Origin of the sequence: Vibrio hibernica (assembly GCF_015223435.1) — a bacterium.
In the GTDB taxonomy this organism is placed as follows: Bacteria; Pseudomonadota; Gammaproteobacteria; order Enterobacterales; family Vibrionaceae; genus Vibrio; species Vibrio hibernica.
Genome location: NZ_VHKO01000010.1, coordinates 1 through 24,550 on the forward strand (window position 1 = coordinate 1; position 24,550 = coordinate 24,550).

The following is a 24,550-nucleotide window of genomic DNA, read 5'->3' on the forward strand; positions in this document are numbered from 1 at the left end:
GTCCCAATAGCCACCATCCATATCACAAATCTGTTGTCTTGCTGGTGGGTAATCCATGTAACCATGAGTTTGTGCTGTCACGGGTAAAGCGGATAAGCCAATAAGGCCTAGCAGGGCGCTTATTGTTAAATTGTTAGATTTCATTTTTATCTCCATATAGCATAATCGAGTTAGATTGGTTTGAGCACGATCAGTTTGGATGGGAATGAAGATAAAGATGAATATAGTTTTATCGGTTTTAAATGGAGTTCGAATTAATTGATTAAATGTTGCACAGTCACTTAATCTTTTGAGAGTCTGGCTGGAAGTTGGAAGACTTTAACAAAAAAATAACATAAAACCATTACTGACATTGTTGTTGAGAGAGCATGTCAGCAATGAGATAAAATTTAGATACAAAAAAGCCTCATCAAATGATGAGGCTTTCTCGAAAGTGGCTCCCCTTGCAAGACTTGAACTTGCGACATACGGATTAACAGTCCGCCGTTCTACCAACTGAACTAAAGGGGAATTACTCTTTTACAATGGCAATTAAAACTAAATTTTAACGCACCATTCAAAATATGGTGCCTCGAGGCGGAATCGAACCACCGACACGAGGATTTTCAATCCTCTGCTCTACCGACTGAGCTATCGAGGCAAAAGATGGTGCCGACTACCGGAGTCGAACTGGTGACCTACTGATTACAAGTCAGTTGCTCTACCTACTGAGCTAAGTCGGCACACTATATCTTTTACTTTTTTACTATTGCTGATATTTAAAACTACGACACCAACAATTTTAAACTGTGGTGCCCGGAGGCGGAATCGAACCACCGACACGAGGATTTTCAATCCTCTGCTCTACCGACTGAGCTATCCGGGCAACGGAGCGCCATTAAACGGATTTTCGTCTCTATCGTCAATAGGTTTTTATGAAAAATGTGAAAAAAACACTCGTTTGCTGACTATTTAAGCATTTAAGGTGGTTTTATGTACGTTTTACTTCATTGCGTGGAAGTCTTTTTTATATCGAGTCACTTTTTCCAAATAATGACGAGCTTCTGCATTTCGATGTTTTTTAGTTAGCGTCCAATAAACTTGGCTTGGTTGATTACGATTAATATTATTTATTGCGGTGGTTTTTACGCCACCAAAGGTATTGAAAACACCTCCTGCGCCACCGTTATAAGCTGAAATCATACTGTATTGTAAAGAAATGGGATTGTTAATGCCCTTCAAGTAGCGAGTCTTAAGTAGATGAAAATATGCCGTACCAGCATCAATATTATTGACAGGATTATATAAATATTTAGGGCTAGGTATTCCTGATTTACCTTTTACGATGTTAAAAACATCATGCCCTGCAGTTTTCGGCACAATTTGCATTAGACCGTAGGCGTTAGCCCAACTGACGGCGTAAGGATTAAAGTTACTTTCTGTTTTTATAATGGCGTAAATTAAATCTTCAGGTATGTCATATCGTTTAGAGGCATTACGCACGATATCTGCATATTGATAACTGCGTAGTTTTGAGTGGTTTTTCACCATTGGTATAGTGACATAATAAGAGGTTTTAAAGTCAACCTGTCGTTTTTTCAGTTTGTTTTTGATGAGGTAATCTGCAAATTGACTGGCACGCCAAGACCATTCAATAGATTTTCCATTTTGATCGAGGACTTGCCCCGCAAGGAAGGGCTTACCTCCAAGGGCGATTTCTTTGGATGAGAATAGATCAACATTACCGGGCTTGTCGGGCGTTAATAAAGTCGTGACAATAGCATGGCGAAGATGATCGGTTGGATCCGTTGATGCGATGGTTTCGATGGTGACGGTACCATTATCAAAATTAATATCCGAACGGTTTAAATAATCGTCAGTATATTTTACATAGATTTTCGCACCCGCCATTTTGATATCATTTTTCCCCCAGCGTCTTGCAACATCACCAGAAAATTGAGTCATCAAATTATCTAAGGCATCGGTATCTTTTTGAAACTGACCAGGAAGCGGGGCTAAATTTTTAGCATAACGATTTGAGGGTGTATAGTTGACATCGTACACGCCCTCTACAAACTCACGGCTGCAACCTGACAACATCAGGTAGATTAATATGAATAACGACTTTTTTATATTCATTGCTTTTAATTTAATGGTGAGTTGTAGGAATGTGATGTCGAATGAAAAAGAGGCAAAATACTTGCCTCATCATTTCTTATAGCCCAATACTTTTTCAGTTATTCGCTCGGTGGCGTGTAGCCTTCGATGATGACATCTTTACCTTCGAATAAAAAATTAACCATTTCTGTTTCTAGTAATTTACGATGTTCAACATCCATCATATTGAGTTTTTTTTCGTTAATTAGCATAGTTTGTTTATGTTGCCATTGGCCCCATGCTTCTTTACTGATGTTATCAAAAATACGTTTGCCCAGATCGCCAGGGTACAATTGAAAATCTAGACCATCAGCGTCTTTTTTTAAGAAAGTACAAAATACGGTACGGCTCATAGTGAGTCCTCTTTAGATAAATAATGGTTATGCTCGTTGGTTAATATTTCGGCCTTACATTCAAACGAAAGAAGATGCAGTAACTGCTTCACTGGTGCAGCTAAGCCGATCTCTTGGGTGGGAGCATCATTTTGTTGGGACAAGTTATACCAAAGACCTTGCTTATCTTCCATCACCAAACTCGGTTCTCGGGTTAAATTCACCAATATAGGCGTTATATCCAAGTGATAATGGCTAAAAGTATGACGAAATGCCGTTAATACTTGTTTGTCCTTTATCATCGAGTCGGTTATAGCGCGATGATCTAACTGATGTTCAATCGCGTCTGTTTCGTGTTGAGGGAAACAATATAAACCACCCCATATTCCAGATTGTGGTCGCTGTTCTAACCAGACACTGCCTTGATAATGCAGCATGATAAACCAAGTTTCTTTGACTGGTTTTTCTTTCTTTGGTTTTTTACCCGGAAAATCCAGTTGTCGGTTTTGTTTTTTCGCTAAGCATAAATGCTCGATGGGGCATAAGTCACATTTGGGTTTAGAGCGAGTACATACTATCGCGCCCATATCCATCATTGCTTGATTGTACTTATCTACGTCTAATTTAGGTGTGTTCTGCTCCGCTATTTCCCATAATTGATTTTCAACGATTTTCTGCCCAGGCCAACCTTCAATAGCAAAGCAGCGCGCTAATGTGCGTTTTACGTTGCCATCTAAAATGGCATGAGGTTGTTTATAGACAGAAGATAAAATCGCAGCGGCGGTTGAACGTCCGATCCCCGGAAGCGCATTCATTTGTTCAATATTGAGAGGGAACTCGCCTTGGTGTTGTTGAACGACTATTTGAGCCGCTTTATGGAGATTACGAGCTCGAGCATAATAACCAAGGCCAGTCCAAAGATGTAGAACCTCATCTTGATGAGCATGTGCAAGATCTTTAACCGTTGGAAAACGCTCGAGAAAGCGAGAAAAATAAGGAATAACCGTCGTGACTTGAGTTTGCTGAAGCATGATTTCAGATAACCATACTTTATAAGCCGTTTTGTCTATTTGCCAAGGGAGTGTTTTGCGACCATAGTTTTCATACCATTGCAGAATGGCTTGAGAGAATGTACTCACGATAATATCTTTTGTTATTTTAATTAGTGTGAGATTGCACCATACACGGGTGCCTATGTAAACAGCCTATCCCTTTCATACTTGAAGATGCTGTTGATTGATCTCCTTACTCATCGCCTCACTGTTCTATAACTTCAATTATTTAGCCGATAAGTTTGATGTTAATGTAAATAAATTCACCAATTATGCAGAGAAAAGCTTGCACCTTGGGCGTATCTTGGGATAATTCCCATTTTGATTCTTCATACTTGAAGCTGCAACTTTGTCGACCGGACTCACTGACCCCAATCACATAGAAGATCTATGCTCATGGGGCTTCGTTCGCTTGTCGCCTCGCGGTAACTTCAATTATTTTGAATATAATTTATATTTTCCTTTTTTATTTAAACCCTCAGGCGAAATAATGACAGAAGTAACCAAACCCCAATTAACTGAAGATGGCAAAATTGTAAGACGCATTCGCAGTTTTGTTCGCCGTGAAGGGCGCTTAACTAAGGGGCAAGAAAATGCGATTCATGATTGTTGGCCAACGATGGGGATCAATTTTATTGAACAACGCCTTGATTGGAGTGAAGTGTTTGGTAACAACAATCCTATCGTGTTGGAAATTGGTTTTGGCATGGGGGCTTCTTTAGTTGAAATGGCAAAAAATGCGCCAGAGAAAAACTTTTTAGGCATTGAAGTGCATAGCCCAGGTGTTGGTGCATGTTTAGCGTCAGCGCAAGAAGCTGGAGTGAGCAATTTGCGTGTTATGTGCCATGATGCGGTTGAAGTTTTCGAGCATATGATCCCAGATAATAGCTTGATCACTTTGCAGTTATATTTTCCGGACCCTTGGCATAAAAAGCGTCATCACAAACGCCGTATTGTTCAATTGGATTTTGCTGAGATGATCCGTAATAAGTTGATCTTGAATGAAGGTATTTTCCATATGGCAACAGATTGGGAAAACTACGCGGAGCATATGGTTGAAGTGATGAATCAGGCGCCAGGGTTTGAAAATATTGCAACCGATGGCGACTTTATTCCTCGTCCTGATGAACGTCCATTAACTAAATTTGAAGCTCGTGGTCATCGTCTGGGTCATGGTGTGTGGGATATAAAATACCGCCGCACAGTATAAGTTTTATTCTGAACGTCATTGCTAAATTTTATACATCAAGACTAAAGTCAGCCAATTGTGCTGGCTTTTTTATTCTCAGTTTTTGATGGTTTCGTCTGAATGACAGGAGTTTATATGCCATATGCAACGCAAGAGTTATTATCCCATATCCTCTATCAAGTTCGACCTTTAATTGGCAAAGGAAAAGTGGCCGATTACATTCCTGCATTAGCTCGGATCCCGAATGATAAATTAGGTATAGCGATTTATACCAATGATGGAGACGTAATTAAAGCAGGTGATGCGGATGAAGCTTTCTCTATTCAATCTATCTCAAAAGCATTAAGCCTAACGTTAGCGATGCAACTGTATCAATCCGAAGAAATATGGTCACGAGTGGGTAAAGAACCTTCAGGGCAAGCGTTTAACTCAATGATCCAGCTGGAAGTTGAACTGGGTATACCTCGAAATCCATTTATTAATGCCGGTGCGATTGTAGTGGCGGATATGCTGCAAAGTCGTTTAGCTGCGCCTCGCCAGCGATTATTAGACTTCACTCGTAAGCTATCAGGTGATACACATATTGTGTATGACAAAGTGGTCGCCGCTTCAGAAATGCTACACAGTGATCGTAATGCGGCCATTGCTTATTTGATGCGTTCATTTGGTAATTTTGATAATGAAGTGATCCCCGTTTTAAATAATTATTTCCACGCTTGCGCACTTAAAATGAGTTGTGTCGATTTAGCTAAAACCTTTAGTTATTTAGCTAATAAGGGACAGTCAGTCCACACCGGAAAGCAAATTATTCAACCTAATCAAACAAAACGTTTGAATGCTTTATTAGCTACATGTGGTCTATATGATGGCGCTGGAGATTTTGCGTTTAGAGTGGGTATGCCGGGAAAATCGGGCGTAGGTGGTGGTATTGTTGCCATCATTCCAGGAGAGATGAGTATTGCTGTTTGGTCGCCAGAGTTGGACAAATCTGGTAATTCACTGGCAGGAACCGCAGCATTAGAAATGCTCTCGACTGAATTAGGCCGCTCTATTTTTTAAAGAGCTCGCTTCAATGCCTTATAATGATTAAAAAACTTCATATAAACGTAAATGCTCTACCTTAGGCTAATAGTCATTCGGTAGAGCTTTATTGAGCGCCATTAATTTTCCTTTCTCTATCATGATGTACTCACCTTTTTTCAAATCAGACAATATCCGAAAAATCTGCGCACGAGATAAATTAGTTCTTTGTAGAATAAACCCCGCAATACCTTCTGTTTGGTGTGAGTGAACTTGAGACCGATAAATATACCTTCACCAAGTTTTATTAATTCTTGTAGTGCTCAGTAATGTTGAGTGATTGATAATAATTATGTAACTCGGAAACGTCACTTGATTGCCTCGCTGAGAATAACCTAATGTTTACAATATAATTTTATTTAACTGAAAAACCACAAGAGTCTCATATGAGACTGGCGAAGCATTCGCCATTGTCTACAATTGTTATCAGCTATTAGTTGTTTGAAATTATATCAACATTAAGAGGTTTCAATGAAAATAAAACCGATCATAGGGCATCTGATTCTTGCTGGTATGATAACGACATATTCGTTATCTGCATTTTCCCAGCAATTGGCACCTAAAGAGGCAACAGAAGCTACAAAAAAAGCGAATGATGCGCTTTATTCTAAATTACCATTCTCAGATAAAACTGACTTTCAAAATGCTCATAAAGGTTTTATTGCCGCATTACCAGCAGGCATGATCAAAGGCAAAGAAGGCAATATTATTTGGGATACTGCTAAATATTCATTTATTAAAGAAGATCAAAAAGCACCAGCAACGGTGAATCCGAGTTTATGGCGTCAGTCACAGCTCATTAATATTAGTGGTTTATTCGAAGTGACGGATGGGGTTTACCAGATCCGTAACCTTGATTTATCTAATATGACTATTATAGAGGGTAAAAAAGGGATTACGGTTATTGATCCGTTAGTGTCTGCTGAAACGGCGAAAGTCGGACTTGATTTATACTATAAAAATCGAGGCAAAAAGCCCGTTGTTGCTGTGATCTTCACACATAGCCATGTTGACCATTACGGTGGTGTTCGTGGTGTAACTAGTGAAGAAGATGTGAAATCAGGCAAAGTGAAAATATATGCCCCTGATGGTTTTATGAAAGAAGCGGTATCAGAAAATATCATGGCAGGTAATGCAATGAGTCGCCGTGCAAGTTACATGTACGGAAACTTATTGGCACCGAGTGCGAAAGGTCAAGTAGGCGCTGGACTTGGAACGACAACGTCAGCAGGTACAGTGACTTTGATTCCGCCAACCGATTATATTACTCACACAGGCCAAGAAGAAGTCATTGATGGTTTAACCTATGACTTCATGATGGCACCAGGTTCAGAAGCGCCATCTGAAATGCTGTGGTATGTGAAAGAGAAGAAAATGATCGAAGCGGCAGAAGATATTACTCATACTCTGCACAATACCTATTCTTTACGTGGCGCGAAAATTCGTGATCCACTGGCTTGGTCTAAATACATCAATGCTGCGATTGATCGTTGGGGCGCAGATGCCCAAATTATTATTGCTCAACACCATTGGCCAACTTGGGGCAATGCAAATATTCTTGACCTAATGAAAAGTCAGCGCGATATGTACCGTTATATCAACGATCAGACATTGCGTATGGCCAATAAAGGATTAACGCGTGATGAAATCGCGGCTAATTTCGAGCTACCGCCAACATTAGAAAAAACATGGGCAAGCCGCGGATACTACGGTTCAGTTAGCCATGATGTGAAAGCAACTTACGTGTTTTATTTAGGTTGGTTTGACGGTAACCCTGCAACATTAGATGAATTACCACCAGAAGAAGCGGCGAAGAAATTTGTCGAATACATGGGCGGTGCAGATAAGATCTTGGCGAAAGCGAAACAAGATTATGCCAAAGGTAATTATCGTTGGGTTGCTCAAGTTGTGAGTAAAGTTGTTTTTGCTGATCCGAAAAACAAAGCAGCTCGTAGTTTAGAAGCGGATGCTTTAGAACAACTTGGCTACCAAGCAGAATCTGGTCCTTGGCGTAACTTCTATTTGAGTGGTGCACAAGAATTGCGTAATGGTGTGAAAGTATTACCAACACCAAATACAGCAAGTGCTGATACCGTTCGTGCAATGGATCCGGATATGTTCTTTGATTATCTTGGTGTTCATATTAATGGTATGAAAGCAGCAGATGCGAAAATATCGTTAAACTTTGATTTTGGTGACCAAGGTGGCCTGTATAAAGTGGAGCTAGAAAATGGTGCTTTAAGCCATACTGCAAAAGCTCAAGCAAAAAATGCTGATGCAACTATTAAACTGTCACGTGATACATTGAATCGCATTATCTTGAAGCAAGAAACACTTGAAGATGCGAAGAAAAATGGCGATGTGAAGATTGATGGTAACGCTGCGAAACTAGATGAACTATTAAGTTACTTAGATAAGTTTGATTTCTGGTTTAATATCGTAACGCCTTAATGTTTGGTTATTAATCATTCATTAAATGGCAATTGAATGCCCAAGCACTTTTTCTGGTGCTTGGGCATTTTTATTTATTTTGATAGCAGGTATTCTTAATTATCCTTATTAGATGTATTGATATTTAGCCCATTCGACCTCATTATATATGTGTATTTATTTTTAAGAGATCCATGTGTTCTATCTTCGATTTTTCTTACTCTGCTTTTGTTTTATTGGCGCTGCGCACGCTAAGGCAGATCATACCTCTGATTTAAGGTTAACTCCTTCATTGGTGAGTTCCACATCAGTCGTAAATCACATCATACCGAAGAATGATCCTGAATTATCAACGCTATCCGTATCGAATAAATGCACATCGAACAATGCATCAAATAGTGCATCGAAATATACCAGTCCAACACCAAACCTGACGTCATCAATTGATTTAAGCCATGATATTTACATCAATGGTTTTACACTAAGGTTTGCTCATACCAATGTAAGTGATGATGAACTGACACCTGAATATGTGACAATATTTGAGTTCCCGATCCTGCCTCACCTCGAAATAACTCAATATTTTACCGAAACCTTTACCCCTCAGCTCAATTGGATGATGCGAACCAACACCCAAGCATCACGGCTTTCTGCATGGAAAGACAGCAATTTACAATATATTCCTCAACAATATCCCACTTCATTTGCCTAACTTTTTCTGAGCAGCATTAGAATCACGCTCAGATGTTTAGGTTGCCGTTATGGTGATTATCCATTTATTACGGTTGCCTAGATTCAGGCATTTCATTCTTAATCCTTTAGCTCGATATTTCGCTTAAAGACCAAGATGAAATGGTTATTTATACACAAATTTCTTACCACAAATTGGTATGAAGTTTGTTGATATATTTAGGTCATACAATGAATTTTAAACCTACTCGGGCGGCTTCTAAGAAAGCGCTCAACCAATATTCCTATTGGCAATATGCTGTGCTTATCGTCACGCTTATTGTTTTGTTACTCAGTGCGCTACCTTCTTGGTTTGGAGAATCACCCGCCTTACAAATTAACCAAGGCAGTCAATCTCAGCTGAATAATCATATCCAAATGCCGCTTTCGCCTTTGGTACTACAAAATGTATTAACGAAGAAAGGGGTGGATTTAAAGCAAATTAAGCAAGATCAAAACTCAACGTGGGTGGTGCTTGAAGATGCGAATCAAATGTCACTTGCGAAACAAGTTTTGACTGATCTCCTGAGCCCACAAAAGACTCTAAAAAGTAAATCCACTGATACTCAAGTGACTCTAGCTTCCGTTGCCAACGCACCACAATGGTTAACACTACTGGGCTTTAAACCAATATCTCTTGGATTAGATTTACGTGGAGGAGTGCAATTTCTGCTAGATGTGGATATGAACTCTGTTTATCAAGGGCAAACAGATCAGCTGAAAAAAGACATCACCAGTTGGTTGCGTGATCAACAATGGCGTAGAGCTCAATTCTCCGATCTGTCACAAGATGGCTTTACTGTTAGATTGTCTAATGCGCAGCAACTCTCATCGCTGCGTGATTTTATTCATACTCAATACCCTAATTGGCGAGTATCGGTTGACGATAATCATCTAACGTTAGCTCGCCAAGAAAAGGAGAGTGTGGCGTTACAAAATTTAACCGTACAACAAAACTTACAGATTATGCGTAGCCGTATTGAAGAGTTGGGGATCACTGAAGCGTCGGTACAACGACAAGGCGATCACCGCATTCGAATTGAACTGCCTGGAGTACAAGATCCTGCACAAGCGAAAAACGTGATTGGTGCGACCGCGAGTTTGGCATTTTATCAAGTATTAGAAAATTCAGCATTAGATGGGAAAATGTTGCCCGATAAAAACGGTCAACTGGTGCATGTTGCTGAATCTCCTGTATTGACCGGAGAACACATTGTCGATGCTAGAGCCAATGTTGGTGAAATGGGAATGCCCGAGGTCAACATCAGTTTAGATAGCAAAGGCGGGAAAATGATGGCGGATTTTTCGGGCCGTCACGTGGGTAAACCAATGGCAACTGCTTACAGCGAATATTCGCGAAATGATCGTGGTGAGGTGGTGCAAACCAATCAGATCATTAGTGTCGCGACTATTCAATCAAGTTTAGGCTCGAAGTTTCGGATTACTGGCGCCGGTTCTATGCAAGATGCACAGAGTTTGGCTTTATTACTACGTGCAGGTTCATTGACTGCGCCTGTCACTATCGTCGAGGAACGCACGATTGGTCCCACCTTAGGGGCTGAAAATATTGAAAATGGCTTCTCCGCTTTGGCGTTAGGCTTAGGAATGACATTAATCTTTATGGCGTTGTGGTATCGACGTTTAGGTTGGGTGGCAAATGCAGCGTTACTGGCCAACATGGTGATGTTGTTCGGTTTGCTAGCTTTGATCCCAGGCGCAGTATTAACCTTGCCGGGGATTGCAGGATTAGTGTTAACGGTAGGGATGGCGGTGGATACCAACGTGCTTATTTTTGAACGGATCCGCGATAAATTGAAAGAAGGTTATAGCCTAGCAAGAGCCATTAATAGTGGTTTTAGCAGCGCGACGAGCACTATTTTTGATGCCAACTTTACCACCATGATCACTGCGATTGTGTTGTATTGCATTGGTAATGGGCCCATTCAAGGCTTTGCGTTAACGTTAGGTTTAGGTTTATTGACCAGTATGTTCACAGGCATTTTTGCATCTCGAGCCATTATTAATTGGTTTTGGGGTCAAGATACTCGCCGTAATGTGAAGAGGATTTAGTCATGAGTAAATTAATGAATATGGGTAACGCTAGTCAATGGCGTTATGGTACTAGTGCCATTTCGATTTTATTAATGTGTGTTTCTTTGTTCTTTATAACCACCAAAGGATTTAATTGGGGGTTAGATTTTACCGGTGGGGTGGTGAGTGAGATCCAAGTGAACTCTAAAGTGACTCTCAGTGAACTTAACCCATTACTTGAAGTGGGTTTAGGCGAAAAAGTAAGTGTTGTAGCCAGTGAGGCACCGGGACGTTGGATCATCCGATATAGCGTACCTGATGATTTAAATCGTGACTCAGTATCGATTGAATCACTGCTCTCACCACTTTCTGGGGATACGAAAGTCCTGAATACCAGCATCGTTGGGCCACAAGTGGGGGAGGATTTAGCTAATCAAGGCGGCTTAGCATTATTAGTCAGCTTGCTTTGTATCATGGGGTATTTAAGTATTCGGTTTGAGTGGCGATTAGCTTTAGGCTCGTTGCTTGCTTTGCTGCATGACATTGTCTTTGTGCTTGGATTTTTTGCGTTAAGCCAAATGGAGTTTAACCTAACTGTATTAGCGGCTATTTTGGCTATTTTAGGTTATTCGCTCAATGACTCGATTATTATTGCCGATCGGATCCGGGATCTGTTGCGTTTAAAGCCCAAAGAAAGCACGGCTGATATTAATAACCAAGCGATAGCAGCAACCTTTACTCGCACCATGATCACATCAGGGACTACATTGTTAACGGTCTCTGCATTGTGGTTATTGGGCGGGGCATCGTTGCAAGGTTTCTCTATTGCGATGTTTATTGGGATTATTGTTGGGACTTGGTCATCGATTGCGGTCGGAACGTCGTTGCCCGAAGTGTTAGGATTAAAACCTGAGCATTATCAAGTAAAGAGTTTACCGGAGTCACCGTAGTTGATAGAAGCTATAAAAAGCGCTAAAGAGACATGGAAAGACAACGAATATAAATACAGAAGATATACAGAATCGGCGCCCAAAGTAGGCGCCGATTTTGCTTTGAATACGTTATTTGTTATTCATCATCAGACATAAATCCAGCAATCAAATCATTAAAGAAGAGCTTCCCTTTCTTCGTGATTTGCCAATGATCCTGACCATCGTTTATATAACCTTGTTGGATCGCCCAATCAATTTGCGATTCAATCGTCGATAAGGGCAAACCGGTTCGTTCTACAAATTCATTTTTAGGGCAGTTTTCAATCAAACGAAAACGATTCATGAAATACTCGAACGGACGATCTGATATTTCCACCAAGCTTTCACTGTCACGATAAGGCTTCACCAAGTTTTGATAGGCCGATAAATAGCCTTTCGGGTGCTTGATTTTAGTAGTTCGAATGATGCGTCCATCAGCAAAACTAATCTTGCCATGTGCGCCGCAGCCGATGCCAAGATAATCACCAAAGTGCCAGTAATTTAAGTTATGGCGGCATTGATACCCCGGTTTGCTGTAGCCGGAGATTTCATATTGCACATAACCTGCATCGGTTAAACGCTGGTGGCCTTGCTCGAAAATATCCCATAAATCATCATCATCTGGCAGTATTGGCGGCTTTGAATAAAATAATGTATTGGGCTCAATGGTCAGTTGGTACCAAGATAAATGATAAGGATCAAGCTCAATCGCCTTATCTAAATCTGATAATGCCTGAGCTTGAGTTTGATTTGGCAGACCATGCATTAAATCGAGATTAAAACTATTGAGGCCAATCTTATGCGCTAAATGGGCGGCGTTAATCGCTTCTTGTTTACCATGAATACGCCCAAGCGCTTGCAGTTTTTCATCTTCAAAGCTTTGGACTCCAATTGAAATCCGATTGACACCTTGGCGCTGAAACTCGGCGAAACGCTCAGCTTCAATCGTGCCGGGATTGGCTTCCATGGTTATTTCAATCTTATCTTCAAAAGCGATTTGAGCCTCAATACCTCTTAATAAGCGACCAATGCCTTGTGGTGAAATGAGGCTCGGCGTCCCTCCTCCAATAAAAATCGAATGTAAAAGGCGAGGCGCTTGAGATGCTTTTGATTGCTGAGATTCTTCTGAGCTTTGAGATACTTTGGAGCTTTGGGATAGTTGATAGTGTTCAATATCGAGCTTTAAATCTTCTAGTAAGGCATCAAGGTACTGACTTTCTGGAATCTCACCTTTTTGAGCGTGAGAGTTAAAGTCGCAGTACGGACATTTTTGTACACACCAAGGGATATGGACATATAAGCTCAATGGAGGAAGCGAGATCACGTATTGAAAGCCTTATTGGATGAAGTTAGGCGCTTCGGTTAGCGCGGTAAATAATTTTTTCAGGGCTTTACCACGATGGGATAATTGTTTTTTACGTACCGGATCAAGTTGCGCCGATGAGCACTTATCTTCTGGTACCCAAAAAATTGGATCGTAGCCAAAACCATTTTCGCCCATCGCTTCTGTCAGGATTTCACCTTCCCACGCACCATGACAAACTAATGGAGTAGGATCGTTTTCATGTCTCATTAATACTAATACACAATGAAAACGAGCACTACGCTGCTTAGCTGGCACATCTTTCATCGCCGCTAATAGTTTATCTAGATTTTGTTTATCACTGGCATCCTCACCTGCATAACGAGCGGAATAGATACCAGGCGCACCTTTTAGATAATCCACTTCTAAGCCAGAATCATCAGCAATTGCCGGTAATCCGGTTTCTTTCGCGGCATGACGAGCCTTGATGATGGCATTTTCGATAAAGGTGGCACCGGTTTCTTCCGCTTCGATAAGGTTGAATTCACTTTGAGCGTGGACATCAAAACCAAAATCCGCCAATAAACTGGCCATTTCTTTTACTTTGCCTTGATTGCCAGTGGCGAGAACAAGCTTTTTCATTTTATATCCTAAATTGGGTGTTGGTTATTTGTCTTCAACATAAAATTTTTGAGTAAACGTTATTGGGCCACTGCCTGTCATGCCAGCATCAACATTAATATTAAAAGTTAGACTTTCTTCATCTGAAATCGAAAATTGTGCTAAGTAATAAATCGCTTGGCCTTCTTTAATTTGTTTGAATTCGAGCGTTTTTATTTGTCCGATTAAATTTTTGGCTGTACCTGTGATAGTGGCATTTACTGCTGGTTTACCCAGTTTGGAATTGTCCAGCACACTAATATTTAAAATAGCAGAATGGCCATTACGCTTTAATTGATATTGGGTTGCAACCTCAGCGGTGAGTAAGGTTGAATTGAAGGCTGAATAATGAATCTCGCTATTTTTAATGTTCTTAAATTGCTCAGCATGAACAGAGAGAGAGATAAAGCTGATTAATGCGGTTGAGAGCCATTTTTTCATTTCATACTTCCTTATATACGACGACAAAGAGTGGCTAGGTGTGTTTTATTTATTGTGATGGTCTGACGTAAGTAAGCCTTCAATAGCAGCCGGAATCATACTTGGCGATATTACACGAATTTGTTTATGTCGCCCTAATTCACCTTTTTCAATCTTGACTAAACCCTTTGCAACTTTGAACTGCTTAGCGAGATATTTGGTTAAATGGGCATTAGCTTTACCATCAACGGGCGGGGCAGTGATGGCGATTTTCAGTTCGTCGCCATGTAAACCTACAATTTGATCTCGGCTTGCTTTGGGTTGGATATAGACGTGTAGAACGATGTCTTGTTCTACACGTTGTACTGCATCAACCATTATTATAATTCAGCTAGGATTACAGTTGATACCAAATAGGACCAATCAAATCACCCATTAAGTAATTAGCAAATTGCAGAACTAAGAACAGCACAAGCACACTAAGATCAAATCCACCCATTGGTGGCAGAATGCGGCGAATAGGTGCCAGTAGCGGTTCCGTTAATTGTGTCATCACATATTCAACTGGACTACGGCCTTGGCTTACCCAACTTAAAATAGCGCGCAGTAATAAAATCCAGAATAGTAGACCGCCAATGGCTTTCACTAAAGATAGCGCCCCAAAAACCAGAAAGCCCATATCAAAGACGAACTGACCATTCGAAATGAGAATCAAGGTGATAAATTTTAAAACACTAAGCACGTAGGCAAAAATCACCGTGGCAAGATCCACATTTCCAATTGATGGGATAACTCTTCGCAGAGGTGCAACGATAGGCTGAGTCAGTTTTACAATCGATTGTGAGAATGGATTATAAAAATCAGCGCGGGCAAGTTGTAGCCAAACTCGTAAAATGACCACCATGATATAAAGGTCAAAAACAGTAGAGACTAAAAAGTTAAGAGAATTCATTTATGTAAAACCTTGGTTAATATAATGATTTTATTGGTAAGTTAAATATTTACGGTTATTTTTATTTACAGTTGCTTTTCCATCTCTTCAGCGCGTTTAACCGCCGCTTGCATCGCTTTTGAAACAATGGCTGATAGATGACAGTCATTAAACGTTCTTATTGCTTCAGCTGTCGTGCCACCTTTCGATGTTACTTGTTCACGTAATGTCGATAATTCTAATTCAGGGCTTGCAACCACCATTTCTGCGGCGCCTAATGCCGCTTGTTGCACTAAAAGGCGCGCGGTATCTTGATCAAAACCTTGGGCGATAGCTTCTTGTTGCATCGCTTCCATAAATAAGAAGAAATACGCTGGAGCGCTGCCCGCGGCTGCAATGATATTGTTGATCCCTGACTCTTGAGCAACCCAACAAATCTCTCCTACTGCAGACATTAAATCACCTGCAAAATGTTTATCAGCACTAGAAACTTGCGGCGTAGCATAAAGCCCACTCATGCCTTTGCCAACCAAAGATGGTGTATTTGGCATCACGCGAACCAGATTCACCTCTTGGCCAAGCATTTCATTTAATCGTTTAGCAGAAATACCCGCCGCAATAGAAATGATCAGCTTATTGCTCAAATCGATGGTTTTAAATGCTTCACATACATCAGACATCATTTGTGGCTTAACCGCTAAAATAACCACATCAGCATCTTGCACTGCATTGGTGTTATCAGTCGTAGTATGAATACCATAGCAATCGGCTAAATCTTTTAGCTTGCCTTCATCGCGACCAGTAGCGGTAATATTCTTGGCTTTATAACCGCTTGATAACATGCCTGCGAAGATAGAACGAGCCATGTTGCCCGAACCAATAAAGCTAATTTTGCGTTGTTCCATGTGACATCACCTTAATTTGCTAATAATGACGCTTAATCCATTACGGCCATTATGCCTGATAAATTCAATTATGACGCTTCAGATATTGCATCATTTGGATTTTAAAAGAGTGCTTATTTGGATTGTGAGTAATCTCTTGCTCCAAAAATAGCGGTACCAATTCGAACCATTGTGCTGCCTGCTTCAATCGCGGCTTGCATGTCGCCACTCATTCCCATCGATAAGGTATCTACTTGAGGATAAAGCGTTTTAAGTTTTTGATGCAATTGCGCTAATTGTTGAAAAGCGGCCAGTTGTGATTGATGATCTGGCACGTTTTCAGGAATCGACATCAATCCTCTTAATGTGAGGTTAGGTAAAGTATTTATCAACTGTGCGAGTGCAAAAACCTCGGTATGTTCAATGCCTGATTTCGATTTTTCACCACTGGTATTGACCTGGATAAGCACCTGTAACGGACTGGTATTGGTTTTTTGTACATGTTCGACTCGTTGGTCATTAAGTCGCTGGGCTATTTTTTCACGATCAACGGAGTGGACCCAATCGAAATTTTCTGCGATGAGTCGAGTTTTATTGGATTGAATGGGACCAATGAAGTGCCATTCAAGCTCGCTCTGGTTATAGTGTTGGGCAAAGTAATGGATTTTATCCACGCCTTCTTGTACGTAGTTTTCTCCAAACTGACGTTGACCCGCGGCAATCGCTTGTTCTAATGCTTCAATTGGTTTGGTTTTACTCACCGCTAAGAGCTGTACTGATTGTGAAGGGCGTGAGAATTTTTCTTCCGCCGATCGTATTTGGCAGTGGATGTGTTCTATATTTTCTTGAATAGTAGACATAATTTTGGTTTCAGTAAGGAATAGTAATGAATATCGCTGAGTTATTGGATTTTAGTGTAAAGCATAACGCATCAGATCTACATCTTTCTGCTGGCGTACCCCCAATGTTGCGTATTGATGGCGATGTCAGAAAGTTAGAAATGGAAGCATTTTCTCATTCGGAAGTTCATGCCTTAATATTTGATATTATGAATGACGCTCAACGCAGCGAATATGAAGAAAAATTCGAAATTGATTTTTCTTTTGAACTGCCAAATGTTGGTCGCTTTCGTGTTAACGCATTTAATCAATCGCGTGGTTGCGCAGCAGTGTTTCGTACTATTCCAATGACCATACCATCGTTGGAGGATATTTCTGCCCCTGAGATTTTTGAAAAAATTGCCAATTATGAAAAAGGGCTAGTGTTGGTGACAGGGCCTACGGGATCGGGGAAATCAACCACCTTGGCCGCTATGGTTGACTACATTAATCGTAATCAGAAAAAACATATTCTGACGATTGAAGATCCAATTGAATTTACTCATATCAATCGGAAATGTTTGATCAACCAGCGTGAAGTACATCGTGATACAAAAAGCTTTAATGCGGCGTTACGTTCTGCATTACGAGAAGATCCTGATGTGATTTTAGTCGGTGAGTTACGAGACCAAGAAACCATTAGCCTAGCGCTGACTGCTGCTGAAACGGGCCATTTAGTCTTTGGTACTTTGCACACCAGTTCAGCGGCCAAAACCATCGATCGAATTATTGATGTATTTCCTGGCGCAGATAAAAATATGGTGCGTTCGATGCTATCTGAATCCATGCGGGCGGTTGTGGCTCAAAAGCTTCTTAAACGCAATGGTGGTGGGCGTGTGGCCTGTCATGAAGTCATGATCGCAACACCTGCTATTCGTAACTTAATCCGTGAAGATAAAGTGGCGCAGATGATGTCGATGATTCAAACCGGTTCAGCGACAGGAATGCAAACCATGGAGCAGGCCGCTAGAAAATTAATCGCACAAGGTATCGTTGATACAGAAGAAGCGAAACAAAAAATTGAAGGTATGGATTCCCTTTATTAACGGATTTGATTTTTAACAAAGTGGGTTTAGCAAGCAACATAGATCCAGCAAACAAAATAGATCTAGAAAACATAAAGTGGACAAGCCAATAAAGGATTAATAAATGCAATTGGATCAAATTTTAGATGCCATGGTGACATCGAAAGCGTCGGATATTTATTTAACCGTTGGCGCACCTTGTCTGTTTCGTATTGATGGGGAGTTAAAAGCCCATGGCGATCAATTAGATAAAAGCGCTGTTGAAGCGCTATTGTCTGACATGATGGATGTTGAGAGATTGCAAAGTTTCCAACACGAACATGAATCCAATTTTGCCATTATGCGAAGCAGTGGACGATTTCGTGTCAGTGCTTTTTTTCAGCGTGAATTACCGGGTGCGGTGATCCGCCGAATTGAAACGAACATCCCAAGCATGGAGGATTTGCATCTACCTGAAGTGCTGAAAAATTTATGCACTGCAAAGCGTGGATTGGTGCTGGTGGTTGGAGCTACGGGATCGGGTAAATCTACCTCAATGGCGGCAATGACGGGGTATCGAAACTCGAATCAAACCGGTCATATTTTAACTGTCGAAGATCCGATTGAATTTGTACATGAACATAAAAAATGTATTGTCACTCAGCGAGAAGTTGGCCTTGATACAGATAGCTACGAAATTGCTTTGAAAAATTCATTACGTCAAGCGCCAGATATGATTTTAATTGGTGAGATCCGCAGCCGTGAAACCATGGAATATGCGATGACGTTTGCTGAAACAGGCCACCTTTGTATGGCCACATTGCATGCCAATAATGCCAATCAAGCATTAGAGCGTATTTTGCATCTAGTGCCGAAAGATCAAAAAGAGCAGTTCTTGTTTGATTTATCTCTTAATCTGAAAGGGGTTGTCGCGCAACAATTGATCCGAGATAAAAATGGTGAAGGGCGACATGGGGTATTCGAAGTCTTACTTAACACTCCGCGTATTTCAGATTTGATCCGTCGTGGCGATTTATATGAATTAAAAACGGCAATGACCCATTCAGCTGAATCAGGTATGCAAACCTTTGATCAAGCGCTATTTAAATTGTTGCAAGAAGATAAAATTAGCCTTGATGATGCCATGCACAGCGCTGATTCGGCTAACGACTTACGCATGATGCTGAAAACTTTAGTCGATGCTCCAGTGACGGAGAGTGAGAAGCTAAAAGGGATTAAGATTGATATGAGGTAACATAAAAGGCAGGGGCTGTGATTTTAGTCCCTGCTATTTAATTCATTGGATTAGTACTGCGCTTCAAACCAGCTTTCTAAAATGACCACCGCAGACTGGCAATCCACATTGCCTTTAGTTAGTGCTTTATAGCCACCCATTTGAAAGAGCTCTGCTCGGGCTTCTTGAGTTGATAAACGCTCATCATGCATCTCAACTGTAACGCCAAAACGGCCAAATAAACGGTTACCGAATTTTTTAGCGCGCGTGGTGATGGTGGTGAGATCTTTACCTTCCATATCCGTTGGTAGGCCGACCACAATTAAGTTTGGTTGCCACTCTTTAATTTGCTTTTCAATTTCATCCCATTTAGGAATACCATCCACAGCCTTGAATGCTTTCAAAGGTGAGGCTGTGCCTGTGATGGTTTGCCCTATGGCGCTACCAATGCTTTTAGTGCCGTAGTCAAATGCCATAATGGTTTGGTTAGTCATGGGTTTCTCGTTATAAGTAGCGAATATGATGGATGTTTATTATTGGGATCATGCGTGGCCAGAATCAATTGAAAGCTGAGCGGCATCAATACCCAATGATTGAACGGCTTTTTTCCAACGTAAAGCGGGTGGCGTATCAAAAATTATACTGGGGTCGGCTGGGGTGGTTAACCAAACATTATCCAGTAATTCTTGTTCTAGTTGACCTGCGCTCCAACCGGAATAACCTAATGTCACTAAATATTGTTTTGGCTCCGCTTCGGTGCCAAGTACCGTTAAGATATCTTTCGATGTCGTTACGGCTAAATGCTGGTTAATCTCAATGCTGGATTGATAGTCATCTTTTAATTGGTGCAGAATAAAGCCACGATCGGTTGCGACAGGCCCACCATTTAACACCGGATTTTGTAGGCTTTTGGTGCAAATTTGTGGATGAACAGGCTGAACATCAATTTGCTTCAACATGTTGCCAATGTTAATGCCTATTGGTGCATTAATCACTAACCCCATTGCGCCATCATCATTATGCTCACACAGATAAATTACGGTTCGAGTGAAATGTTGATCTTTCATGCTTGGCATGGCGATCAGAAAATGATCGGTTAAATTCATATTCTCTCCGTGTCAGTTTTATGACCTGCCTACTATTTTTTAGTAAGCAGGATCATGAGCCGTTGGTGATGATTACTTACCTTGCTTGATCGCTATTGGCTTTATATCTGTTAGTTAATGATTACTTTTATTAATAACTATATTGCTAATAATTATTTTTCATTGACTCGTCGTTCAATGGCATCCATTAACTTACCGGTAATTGAAATATCAAACGCCGCTTCAATCTCTTTAATGCAAGTCGGGCTAGTGACGTTAATTTCCGTGAGTTTATCGCCAATAACATCAAGGCCAACAAAGATCAGCCCTTTTTCTTTTAGCGTTGGGGCGACGGCCAGAGCTATTTTAAGATCAGTTTCACTCAATGGACGCGCTTCACCACGACCGCCAGCGGCTAAGTTGCCACGAGTTTCGCCTTTAGCTGGAATGCGAGCTAAGCAATAAGGCATCGGTTCGCCATCTACGACTAAAATACGTTTATCGCCATTGCTAATATCAGGTACGAAGGTTTGCGCCATTGCGTAGTTCTGACCGTGATTAGTCAAGGTTTCAATGATCACAGAAACGTTTGGATCATCTTGTTTTACACGGAAAATAGAAGCGCCACCCATGCCATCAAGCGGCTTTAAAATTACATCACCATGTTTTTCTTTGAATGCTTTAATTTTTTCAGCTTTACGCGTCACAATAGTGATTGGGGTTAATTCTGGGAACCAAGCAGTAAACAGTTTCTCATTACAATCACGCAGGCTTTGCGGTTTATTGACGATTAACGTGCCTTTTTCTTCTGCGCGTTCAAGAATGTAAGTGGCATAGATAAATTCAGTGTCGAAAGGAGGATCTTTGCGCATGAGTACGGCATCAAGTTCCGACAATTCAATCGTTTGTTCTGAGTTGAATTCATACCACTTAGCCGGATCTTCGATAAGAGTGACGGTTTTTGTGTCTGCAATCGCGACGCCTTGCTCTAAATGCAGATCCGCCATTTCCATGTAATGGATTTCCCAACCGCGACGCTGTGCTTCTAACATCATGGCAAAACTTGAATCTTTCTTGATATTAATGGATGAGATTGGGTCCATTACGATGCCGATTTTCATGTGTTTCTCCTGCTTATATTAAATAGCCGCTGGCTAGATTTAGCCCAGATCGCCAAAACGAACTTGTAGCGCGGTGATGGCGGAAAGGCCTGCGGTTTCGGTTCGCAGAACGCGCGGTCCTAATAAGGTTTCTTCGAATTTATATTGTTCGGTCATTTGAATTTCTTCATCAGACAAACCACCTTCAGGGCCAATCAATAAACGAACTTTATTAACCGGTTCAGGCAAGGTGTTGATTGAGTATTTTGCTCTTGGGTGCAAATTGAGTTTAAGACCATCATAGTCCTCCGCGCACCATTGTTCTAGTTGCATTAACGGGCGAATTTGCGGAACGATATTACGACCACATTGCTCACAAGCGGCAATCGCTATTTTTTGCCACTGCTGTAACTTTTTATCAAAACGTTCGCTATTTAACTTTACGCCACAGCGCTCTGAGATTAACGGCGTAATGATATTTACCCCAAGCTCGACCGCTTTTTGAATGGTGAATTCCATTTTGTCACCACGAGAGATGACTTGCCCAAGATGCAGATCTAAAGGGGATTCAACTGATCTCTCAATACGGTTATGCAATTCAACCGTGACATTTTTCTTAGAAACCGATGCGATAGTGGCGGGAAATTCTGCGCCACTGCCATCAAATAGCAAAACATCTTGGCCTATCGTCATACGAAGAACACGACCAATATGGCCAGATGCGTCGTCAGAAAGAGGGAGTTCACCAAGCCCAATAATGGTTTCTGGGTGGTAAATTCTAGGGATTCTCATGGTGTAACCTGTGATCGGATGGATAGTCTATGCATAACATGGATGTTGTTGTTTAAAAAAACAAGGGCTGAAGAGGCATTAATCAGTCGTTCAATGTATTAATGACAGGCTGTAATTGTGCTTTGCAACGAGTGCAATGATATTGAGTTTGCTGTCTTATTATCTTGTTATGACGGCGAATACTTATTGCATGGCTTTGGCACTGGCAGTGATATTCAAACGTTAAACCTTGAACGGAACTGACATCAAATTGATGACGAGTTTCGGGGTTGAGTTTGAACACTTTGATCATGACTGCTTGCCATTCTTTTCCATGAGGGCGAACTCGACCAAATTGATGATAGGTAATTAAATGTGCAATTTCGTGAGGGATCACCTGTTGCAGAAACTCGGTTTGATTTTCTAATAGTAAGGTTGGGTTCAGTCTAATCTCCCAACTTTGCAAATAAGCTTTGCCTGCGACTTTACCGCGTACATTAAAATGAACATTTGGCATAGCAAATTGACAATCAAGAGCTTGTTGTGCTTTCTCTATGCAATCTTGAATGGTTTGTTGTACTTGTTGCAGCAAAGGCGCAGGGATCTTACAAGCTGACATGTTCAACCTATCATTTTAAACAGGGCTCTAACAAAAAATCCTCACCAAAATGGCAAGGACTTAATTAAGTTACGTTTTATCTATTAAGAGACTTTACAGGCTTGCGAATGCACGTAGTGCTTCTGCTTTGTCTGTTGCTTCCCAAGGGAATTCTTCACGACCAAAGTGTCCATACGCTGCTGTTTTCTTATAGATAGGTTGTAGCAAGTTTAACATTTCTTGTAGGCCGTATGGGCGTAGGTCGAAATGTTGACGTACTGCTTCAACAATAATTTCTGCTGGTACTTTCTCTGTGCCAAATGTCTCTACCATGATAGAGGTTGGTTCTGCCACGCCGATAGCATAAGACAGTTGAATCTCACAACGGTCAGCAAGACCAGCTGCAACGATATTTTTTGCAACATAACGTGCAGCGTATGCCGCAGAGCGATCGACTTTTGATGGATCCTTACCAGAGAACGCACCGCCACCGTGACGAGCTGCGCCGCCGTAAGTGTCGACGATAATTTTACGACCGGTTAAACCACAGTCACCCATTGGTCCACCGATAACAAAGCGGCCGGTTGGATTAATAAAGTACTTGGTGTCTTTACTTAACCATTCTGCAGGAAGAACTGGCTTGATGATTTCTTCCATGACCGCTTCACGTAGATCGGCGGTTGAAATTGAATCGCTGTGCTGAGTAGAAAGAACCACTGCATCAATACCGACAATCTTGCCTTGGTCGTATTGGAAAGTTACTTGAGATTTTGCATCTGGGCGCAAGAAATCAAGTTTGCCACTTTTACGTACTTCTGCTTGTTTTTTCACAAGTAGGTGAGAGTAAGTAATTGGCGCAGGCATTAGAACTGGCGTTTCGTTACACGCATAACCAAACATGATGCCTTGGTCACCAGCGCCTTGATCTTTAGGGGCGGCTTTATCAACACCTTGGTTGATGTCTGGAGATTGTTTGCCAATGGTGTTTAATACGGCGCAAGAGTTAGCGTCAAAACCCATATCTGAATGGACATAACCAATTTCACGTACGGTTTCACGCGTGATTTCTTCAATATCAACCCATGCAGAAGTAGTGACTTCACCACCAACCATTACCATGCCGGTTTTAACGTAGGTTTCACACGCCACACGTGCTTTTGGATCTTGTTCTAAAATCGCATCCAAAACCGCATCTGAAATTTGATCGGCAATTTTGTCTGGATGACCTTCAGAGACGGATTCTGAAGTAAATAAATGCTTAGCCATGTGTGAATGCTCCACTTTGAATCACACTAGTTCATCATTTGATGATAAAAGTGATTGAGTTAGAAAAGACGCGTCCATGGTGGGCATTAACTTACGAGAGAGGTTAATGACAAGGGCTCGCGTCTTCTTAAATAAACGTTAAAATTGTAGGTGTTTCTACATCTAGACGTCTATTCTAGTTTTGATTGTCCGAATTACAAGCTTTTTTAATAAAATATCGATAGGTACTGACTTCTGACCTCATATTTTGAGAAGCGGAAATGCACATAAATATGGCTATATTCACTATTGACGCATTCGATTGCGTTCACGCTCTGAAAGGCTCATGCATCCAATTATGTGATAAATATAAAAAAGCGAGGAAAAGAGAGGAAAAATAACAAATATACGGCGGTTAACATTTGCAGTAACCCGGGTGCTTTGCGACAATACCGACCAGCATTCTGAGTGGGGTGAATATTTACCT

General features: G+C 41.1%; 25 protein-coding genes and 4 tRNA genes. 8 read left to right on the forward strand and 21 right to left on the reverse strand.

Translation table 11 applies throughout. The annotated features are described in order from the left end of the window. Positions 1–434: 434 nt before the first annotated feature. From FH976_RS06125 to mutY, 7 genes are all read right to left on the reverse strand, one after another. Positions 435–510 (reverse strand) — tRNA-Asn (locus FH976_RS06125). A gap of 54 nt (positions 511–564) precedes the next feature. Beyond that, positions 565–640, reverse strand: a tRNA-Phe gene (locus tag FH976_RS06130). A gap of 6 nt (positions 641–646) precedes the next feature. After that, a tRNA-Thr gene (locus FH976_RS06135) sits at positions 647–722 on the reverse strand. A gap of 67 nt (positions 723–789) precedes the next feature. Next, a tRNA-Phe gene (locus FH976_RS06140) sits at positions 790–865 on the reverse strand. 116 nt (positions 866–981) lie between these two features. After that, positions 982–2,112: a membrane-bound lytic murein transglycosylase MltC gene (mltC, locus tag FH976_RS06145; RefSeq protein WP_194090084.1), complete on the reverse strand. Its 1,131-nt coding sequence runs from the start codon at positions 2,110–2,112 to the stop codon at positions 982–984. A gap of 104 nt (positions 2,113–2,216) precedes the next feature. Further along, positions 2,217–2,489: an oxidative damage protection protein gene (locus FH976_RS06150; protein ID WP_194090021.1), complete on the reverse strand. Its 273-nt coding sequence runs from the start codon at positions 2,487–2,489 to the stop codon at positions 2,217–2,219. Beyond that, entirely contained in the window at positions 2,486–3,607 is a 1,122-nt protein-coding gene (gene mutY / locus FH976_RS06155) for an A/G-specific adenine glycosylase (protein ID WP_194090022.1), read from the reverse strand. The genes FH976_RS06150 and mutY overlap by 4 nt, the downstream gene beginning before the upstream one ends. Before the next feature lie 403 nt (positions 3,608–4,010). On the opposite strand from mutY, the gene trmB reads away from it, so the two are divergent. Then, positions 4,011–4,730: a tRNA (guanosine(46)-N7)-methyltransferase TrmB gene (gene trmB / locus FH976_RS06160; RefSeq protein ID WP_194090023.1), complete on the forward strand. Its 720-nt coding sequence runs from the start codon at positions 4,011–4,013 to the stop codon at positions 4,728–4,730. Positions 4,731–4,844: 114 nt separating this feature from the next. Next, entirely contained in the window at positions 4,845–5,768 is a 924-nt protein-coding gene (gene glsB / locus FH976_RS06165; protein WP_194090024.1) for a glutaminase B, read from the forward strand. 66 nt (positions 5,769–5,834) lie between these two features. Here glsB and FH976_RS16145 read toward each other — a convergent pair whose 3' ends face one another. After that, complete coding sequence (locus FH976_RS16145) at positions 5,835–6,017, reverse strand: helix-turn-helix domain-containing protein (RefSeq protein ID WP_194090085.1); 183 nt, start codon at positions 6,015–6,017, stop codon at positions 5,835–5,837. Between the two features lie 243 nt (positions 6,018–6,260). On the opposite strand from FH976_RS16145, the gene FH976_RS06175 reads away from it, so the two are divergent. From FH976_RS06175 to secF, 4 genes are all read left to right on the forward strand, one after another. After that, entirely contained in the window at positions 6,261–8,240 is a 1,980-nt protein-coding gene (locus FH976_RS06175) for an alkyl/aryl-sulfatase (protein WP_194090025.1), read from the forward strand. Positions 8,241–8,415: 175 nt separating this feature from the next. After that, positions 8,416–8,931, forward strand: coding sequence for a hypothetical protein (locus FH976_RS06180; protein ID WP_228767356.1), 516 nt, complete (start codon positions 8,416–8,418; stop codon positions 8,929–8,931). A gap of 209 nt (positions 8,932–9,140) precedes the next feature. Then, positions 9,141–11,018, forward strand: a complete 1,878-nt coding sequence (gene secD / locus FH976_RS06185) for a protein translocase subunit SecD (RefSeq protein WP_194090027.1) — start codon at positions 9,141–9,143, stop codon at positions 11,016–11,018. 2 nt (positions 11,019–11,020) lie between these two features. Continuing rightward, positions 11,021–11,929, forward strand: a complete 909-nt coding sequence (gene secF, locus FH976_RS06190) for a protein translocase subunit SecF (protein WP_228767357.1) — start codon at positions 11,021–11,023, stop codon at positions 11,927–11,929. 118 nt (positions 11,930–12,047) lie between these two features. Here secF and hemW read toward each other — a convergent pair whose 3' ends face one another. From hemW to FH976_RS06225, 7 genes are all read right to left on the reverse strand, one after another. Continuing rightward, positions 12,048–13,274 carry a radical SAM family heme chaperone HemW gene (gene hemW, locus FH976_RS06195; RefSeq protein WP_194090028.1) on the reverse strand — a complete coding sequence of 409 codons (1,227 nt, stop codon included), beginning with the start codon at positions 13,272–13,274 and terminating at the stop codon, positions 12,048–12,050. Between the two features lie 12 nt (positions 13,275–13,286). Continuing rightward, complete coding sequence (locus FH976_RS06200) at positions 13,287–13,895, reverse strand: XTP/dITP diphosphatase (RefSeq protein ID WP_194090029.1); 609 nt, start codon at positions 13,893–13,895, stop codon at positions 13,287–13,289. Positions 13,896–13,919: 24 nt separating this feature from the next. Continuing rightward, a complete protein-coding gene (locus FH976_RS06205; RefSeq protein ID WP_194090030.1) occupies positions 13,920–14,354 on the reverse strand; it encodes a DUF4426 domain-containing protein in 435 nt (144 codons plus the stop codon). Between the two features lie 45 nt (positions 14,355–14,399). After that, positions 14,400–14,711 carry a DUF167 family protein YggU gene (gene yggU / locus FH976_RS06210; RefSeq protein WP_194090031.1) on the reverse strand — a complete coding sequence of 104 codons (312 nt, stop codon included), beginning with the start codon at positions 14,709–14,711 and terminating at the stop codon, positions 14,400–14,402. Positions 14,712–14,730: 19 nt separating this feature from the next. Next, positions 14,731–15,285, reverse strand: coding sequence for a YggT family protein (locus tag FH976_RS06215; protein ID WP_194090032.1), 555 nt, complete (start codon positions 15,283–15,285; stop codon positions 14,731–14,733). A gap of 65 nt (positions 15,286–15,350) precedes the next feature. After that, entirely contained in the window at positions 15,351–16,169 is an 819-nt protein-coding gene (gene proC / locus FH976_RS06220) for a pyrroline-5-carboxylate reductase (RefSeq protein WP_194090033.1), read from the reverse strand. Between the two features lie 113 nt (positions 16,170–16,282). Continuing rightward, on the reverse strand, positions 16,283–17,008 hold the full coding sequence (locus FH976_RS06225) for a YggS family pyridoxal phosphate-dependent enzyme (RefSeq protein ID WP_194090034.1): 726 nt from the start codon (positions 17,006–17,008) through the stop codon (positions 16,283–16,285). Positions 17,009–17,034: 26 nt separating this feature from the next. Between FH976_RS06225 and FH976_RS06230 the strand changes: the two genes are divergently transcribed. Together FH976_RS06230 and FH976_RS06235 are read left to right on the forward strand one after the other, a co-directional pair. Next, positions 17,035–18,072: a type IV pilus twitching motility protein PilT gene (locus FH976_RS06230; RefSeq protein ID WP_194090035.1), complete on the forward strand. Its 1,038-nt coding sequence runs from the start codon at positions 17,035–17,037 to the stop codon at positions 18,070–18,072. Positions 18,073–18,175: 103 nt separating this feature from the next. Then, positions 18,176–19,285: a PilT/PilU family type 4a pilus ATPase gene (locus tag FH976_RS06235; protein WP_194090036.1), complete on the forward strand. Its 1,110-nt coding sequence runs from the start codon at positions 18,176–18,178 to the stop codon at positions 19,283–19,285. A gap of 50 nt (positions 19,286–19,335) precedes the next feature. On the opposite strand, the gene ruvX is transcribed toward FH976_RS06235, so the two are convergent. The 6 genes from ruvX to metK form a co-directional block, all read right to left on the reverse strand. Beyond that, positions 19,336–19,758, reverse strand: coding sequence for a Holliday junction resolvase RuvX (ruvX, locus tag FH976_RS06240; RefSeq protein WP_194090037.1), 423 nt, complete (start codon positions 19,756–19,758; stop codon positions 19,336–19,338). Positions 19,759–19,806: 48 nt separating this feature from the next. Then, complete coding sequence (locus FH976_RS06245; protein ID WP_194090038.1) at positions 19,807–20,370, reverse strand: YqgE/AlgH family protein; 564 nt, start codon at positions 20,368–20,370, stop codon at positions 19,807–19,809. Positions 20,371–20,522: 152 nt separating this feature from the next. Then, positions 20,523–21,470: a glutathione synthase gene (gshB, locus tag FH976_RS06250; protein WP_194090039.1), complete on the reverse strand. Its 948-nt coding sequence runs from the start codon at positions 21,468–21,470 to the stop codon at positions 20,523–20,525. Between the two features lie 39 nt (positions 21,471–21,509). Beyond that, complete coding sequence (rsmE, locus tag FH976_RS06255) at positions 21,510–22,241, reverse strand: 16S rRNA (uracil(1498)-N(3))-methyltransferase (RefSeq protein WP_194090040.1); 732 nt, start codon at positions 22,239–22,241, stop codon at positions 21,510–21,512. An 82-nt stretch (positions 22,242–22,323) separates the two neighbouring features. Then, positions 22,324–22,839 carry a SprT family zinc-dependent metalloprotease gene (locus tag FH976_RS06260; RefSeq protein ID WP_194090041.1) on the reverse strand — a complete coding sequence of 172 codons (516 nt, stop codon included), beginning with the start codon at positions 22,837–22,839 and terminating at the stop codon, positions 22,324–22,326. Between the two features lie 93 nt (positions 22,840–22,932). Then, complete coding sequence (gene metK, locus FH976_RS06265) at positions 22,933–24,084, reverse strand: methionine adenosyltransferase (RefSeq protein ID WP_194090042.1); 1,152 nt, start codon at positions 24,082–24,084, stop codon at positions 22,933–22,935. Positions 24,085–24,550: the final 466 nt, after the last annotated feature.

Coding starts and splice junctions, on each gene's coding strand:
- FH976_RS06150 (WP_194090021.1), bottom strand. CDS start 2,489: ATGAGCCGTACCGTATTTTGTACTTTCTTAAAAAAAGACGCTGATGGT.
- trmB (WP_194090023.1), top strand. CDS start 4,011: ATGACAGAAGTAACCAAACCCCAATTAACTGAAGATGGCAAAATTGTA.
- glsB (WP_194090024.1), top strand. CDS start 4,845: ATGCCATATGCAACGCAAGAGTTATTATCCCATATCCTCTATCAAGTT.
- FH976_RS06175 (WP_194090025.1), top strand. CDS start 6,261: ATGAAAATAAAACCGATCATAGGGCATCTGATTCTTGCTGGTATGATA.
- secD (WP_194090027.1), top strand. CDS start 9,141: ATGAATTTTAAACCTACTCGGGCGGCTTCTAAGAAAGCGCTCAACCAA.
- secF (WP_228767357.1), top strand. CDS start 11,021: ATGAGTAAATTAATGAATATGGGTAACGCTAGTCAATGGCGTTATGGT.
- FH976_RS06200 (WP_194090029.1), bottom strand. CDS start 13,895: ATGAAAAAGCTTGTTCTCGCCACTGGCAATCAAGGCAAAGTAAAAGAA.
- FH976_RS06205 (WP_194090030.1), bottom strand. CDS start 14,354: ATGAAAAAATGGCTCTCAACCGCATTAATCAGCTTTATCTCTCTCTCT.
- yggU (WP_194090031.1), bottom strand. CDS start 14,711: ATGGTTGATGCAGTACAACGTGTAGAACAAGACATCGTTCTACACGTC.
- FH976_RS06215 (WP_194090032.1), bottom strand. CDS start 15,285: ATGAATTCTCTTAACTTTTTAGTCTCTACTGTTTTTGACCTTTATATC.
- proC (WP_194090033.1), bottom strand. CDS start 16,169: ATGGAACAACGCAAAATTAGCTTTATTGGTTCGGGCAACATGGCTCGT.
- FH976_RS06225 (WP_194090034.1), bottom strand. CDS start 17,008: ATGTCTACTATTCAAGAAAATATAGAACACATCCACTGCCAAATACGA.
- FH976_RS06230 (WP_194090035.1), top strand. CDS start 17,035: ATGAATATCGCTGAGTTATTGGATTTTAGTGTAAAGCATAACGCATCA.
- FH976_RS06235 (WP_194090036.1), top strand. CDS start 18,176: ATGCAATTGGATCAAATTTTAGATGCCATGGTGACATCGAAAGCGTCG.
- ruvX (WP_194090037.1), bottom strand. CDS start 19,758: ATGACTAACCAAACCATTATGGCATTTGACTACGGCACTAAAAGCATT.
- FH976_RS06245 (WP_194090038.1), bottom strand. CDS start 20,370: ATGAATTTAACCGATCATTTTCTGATCGCCATGCCAAGCATGAAAGAT.
- gshB (WP_194090039.1), bottom strand. CDS start 21,470: ATGAAAATCGGCATCGTAATGGACCCAATCTCATCCATTAATATCAAG.
- rsmE (WP_194090040.1), bottom strand. CDS start 22,241: ATGAGAATCCCTAGAATTTACCACCCAGAAACCATTATTGGGCTTGGT.
- FH976_RS06260 (WP_194090041.1), bottom strand. CDS start 22,839: ATGTCAGCTTGTAAGATCCCTGCGCCTTTGCTGCAACAAGTACAACAA.
- metK (WP_194090042.1), bottom strand. CDS start 24,084: ATGGCTAAGCATTTATTTACTTCAGAATCCGTCTCTGAAGGTCATCCA.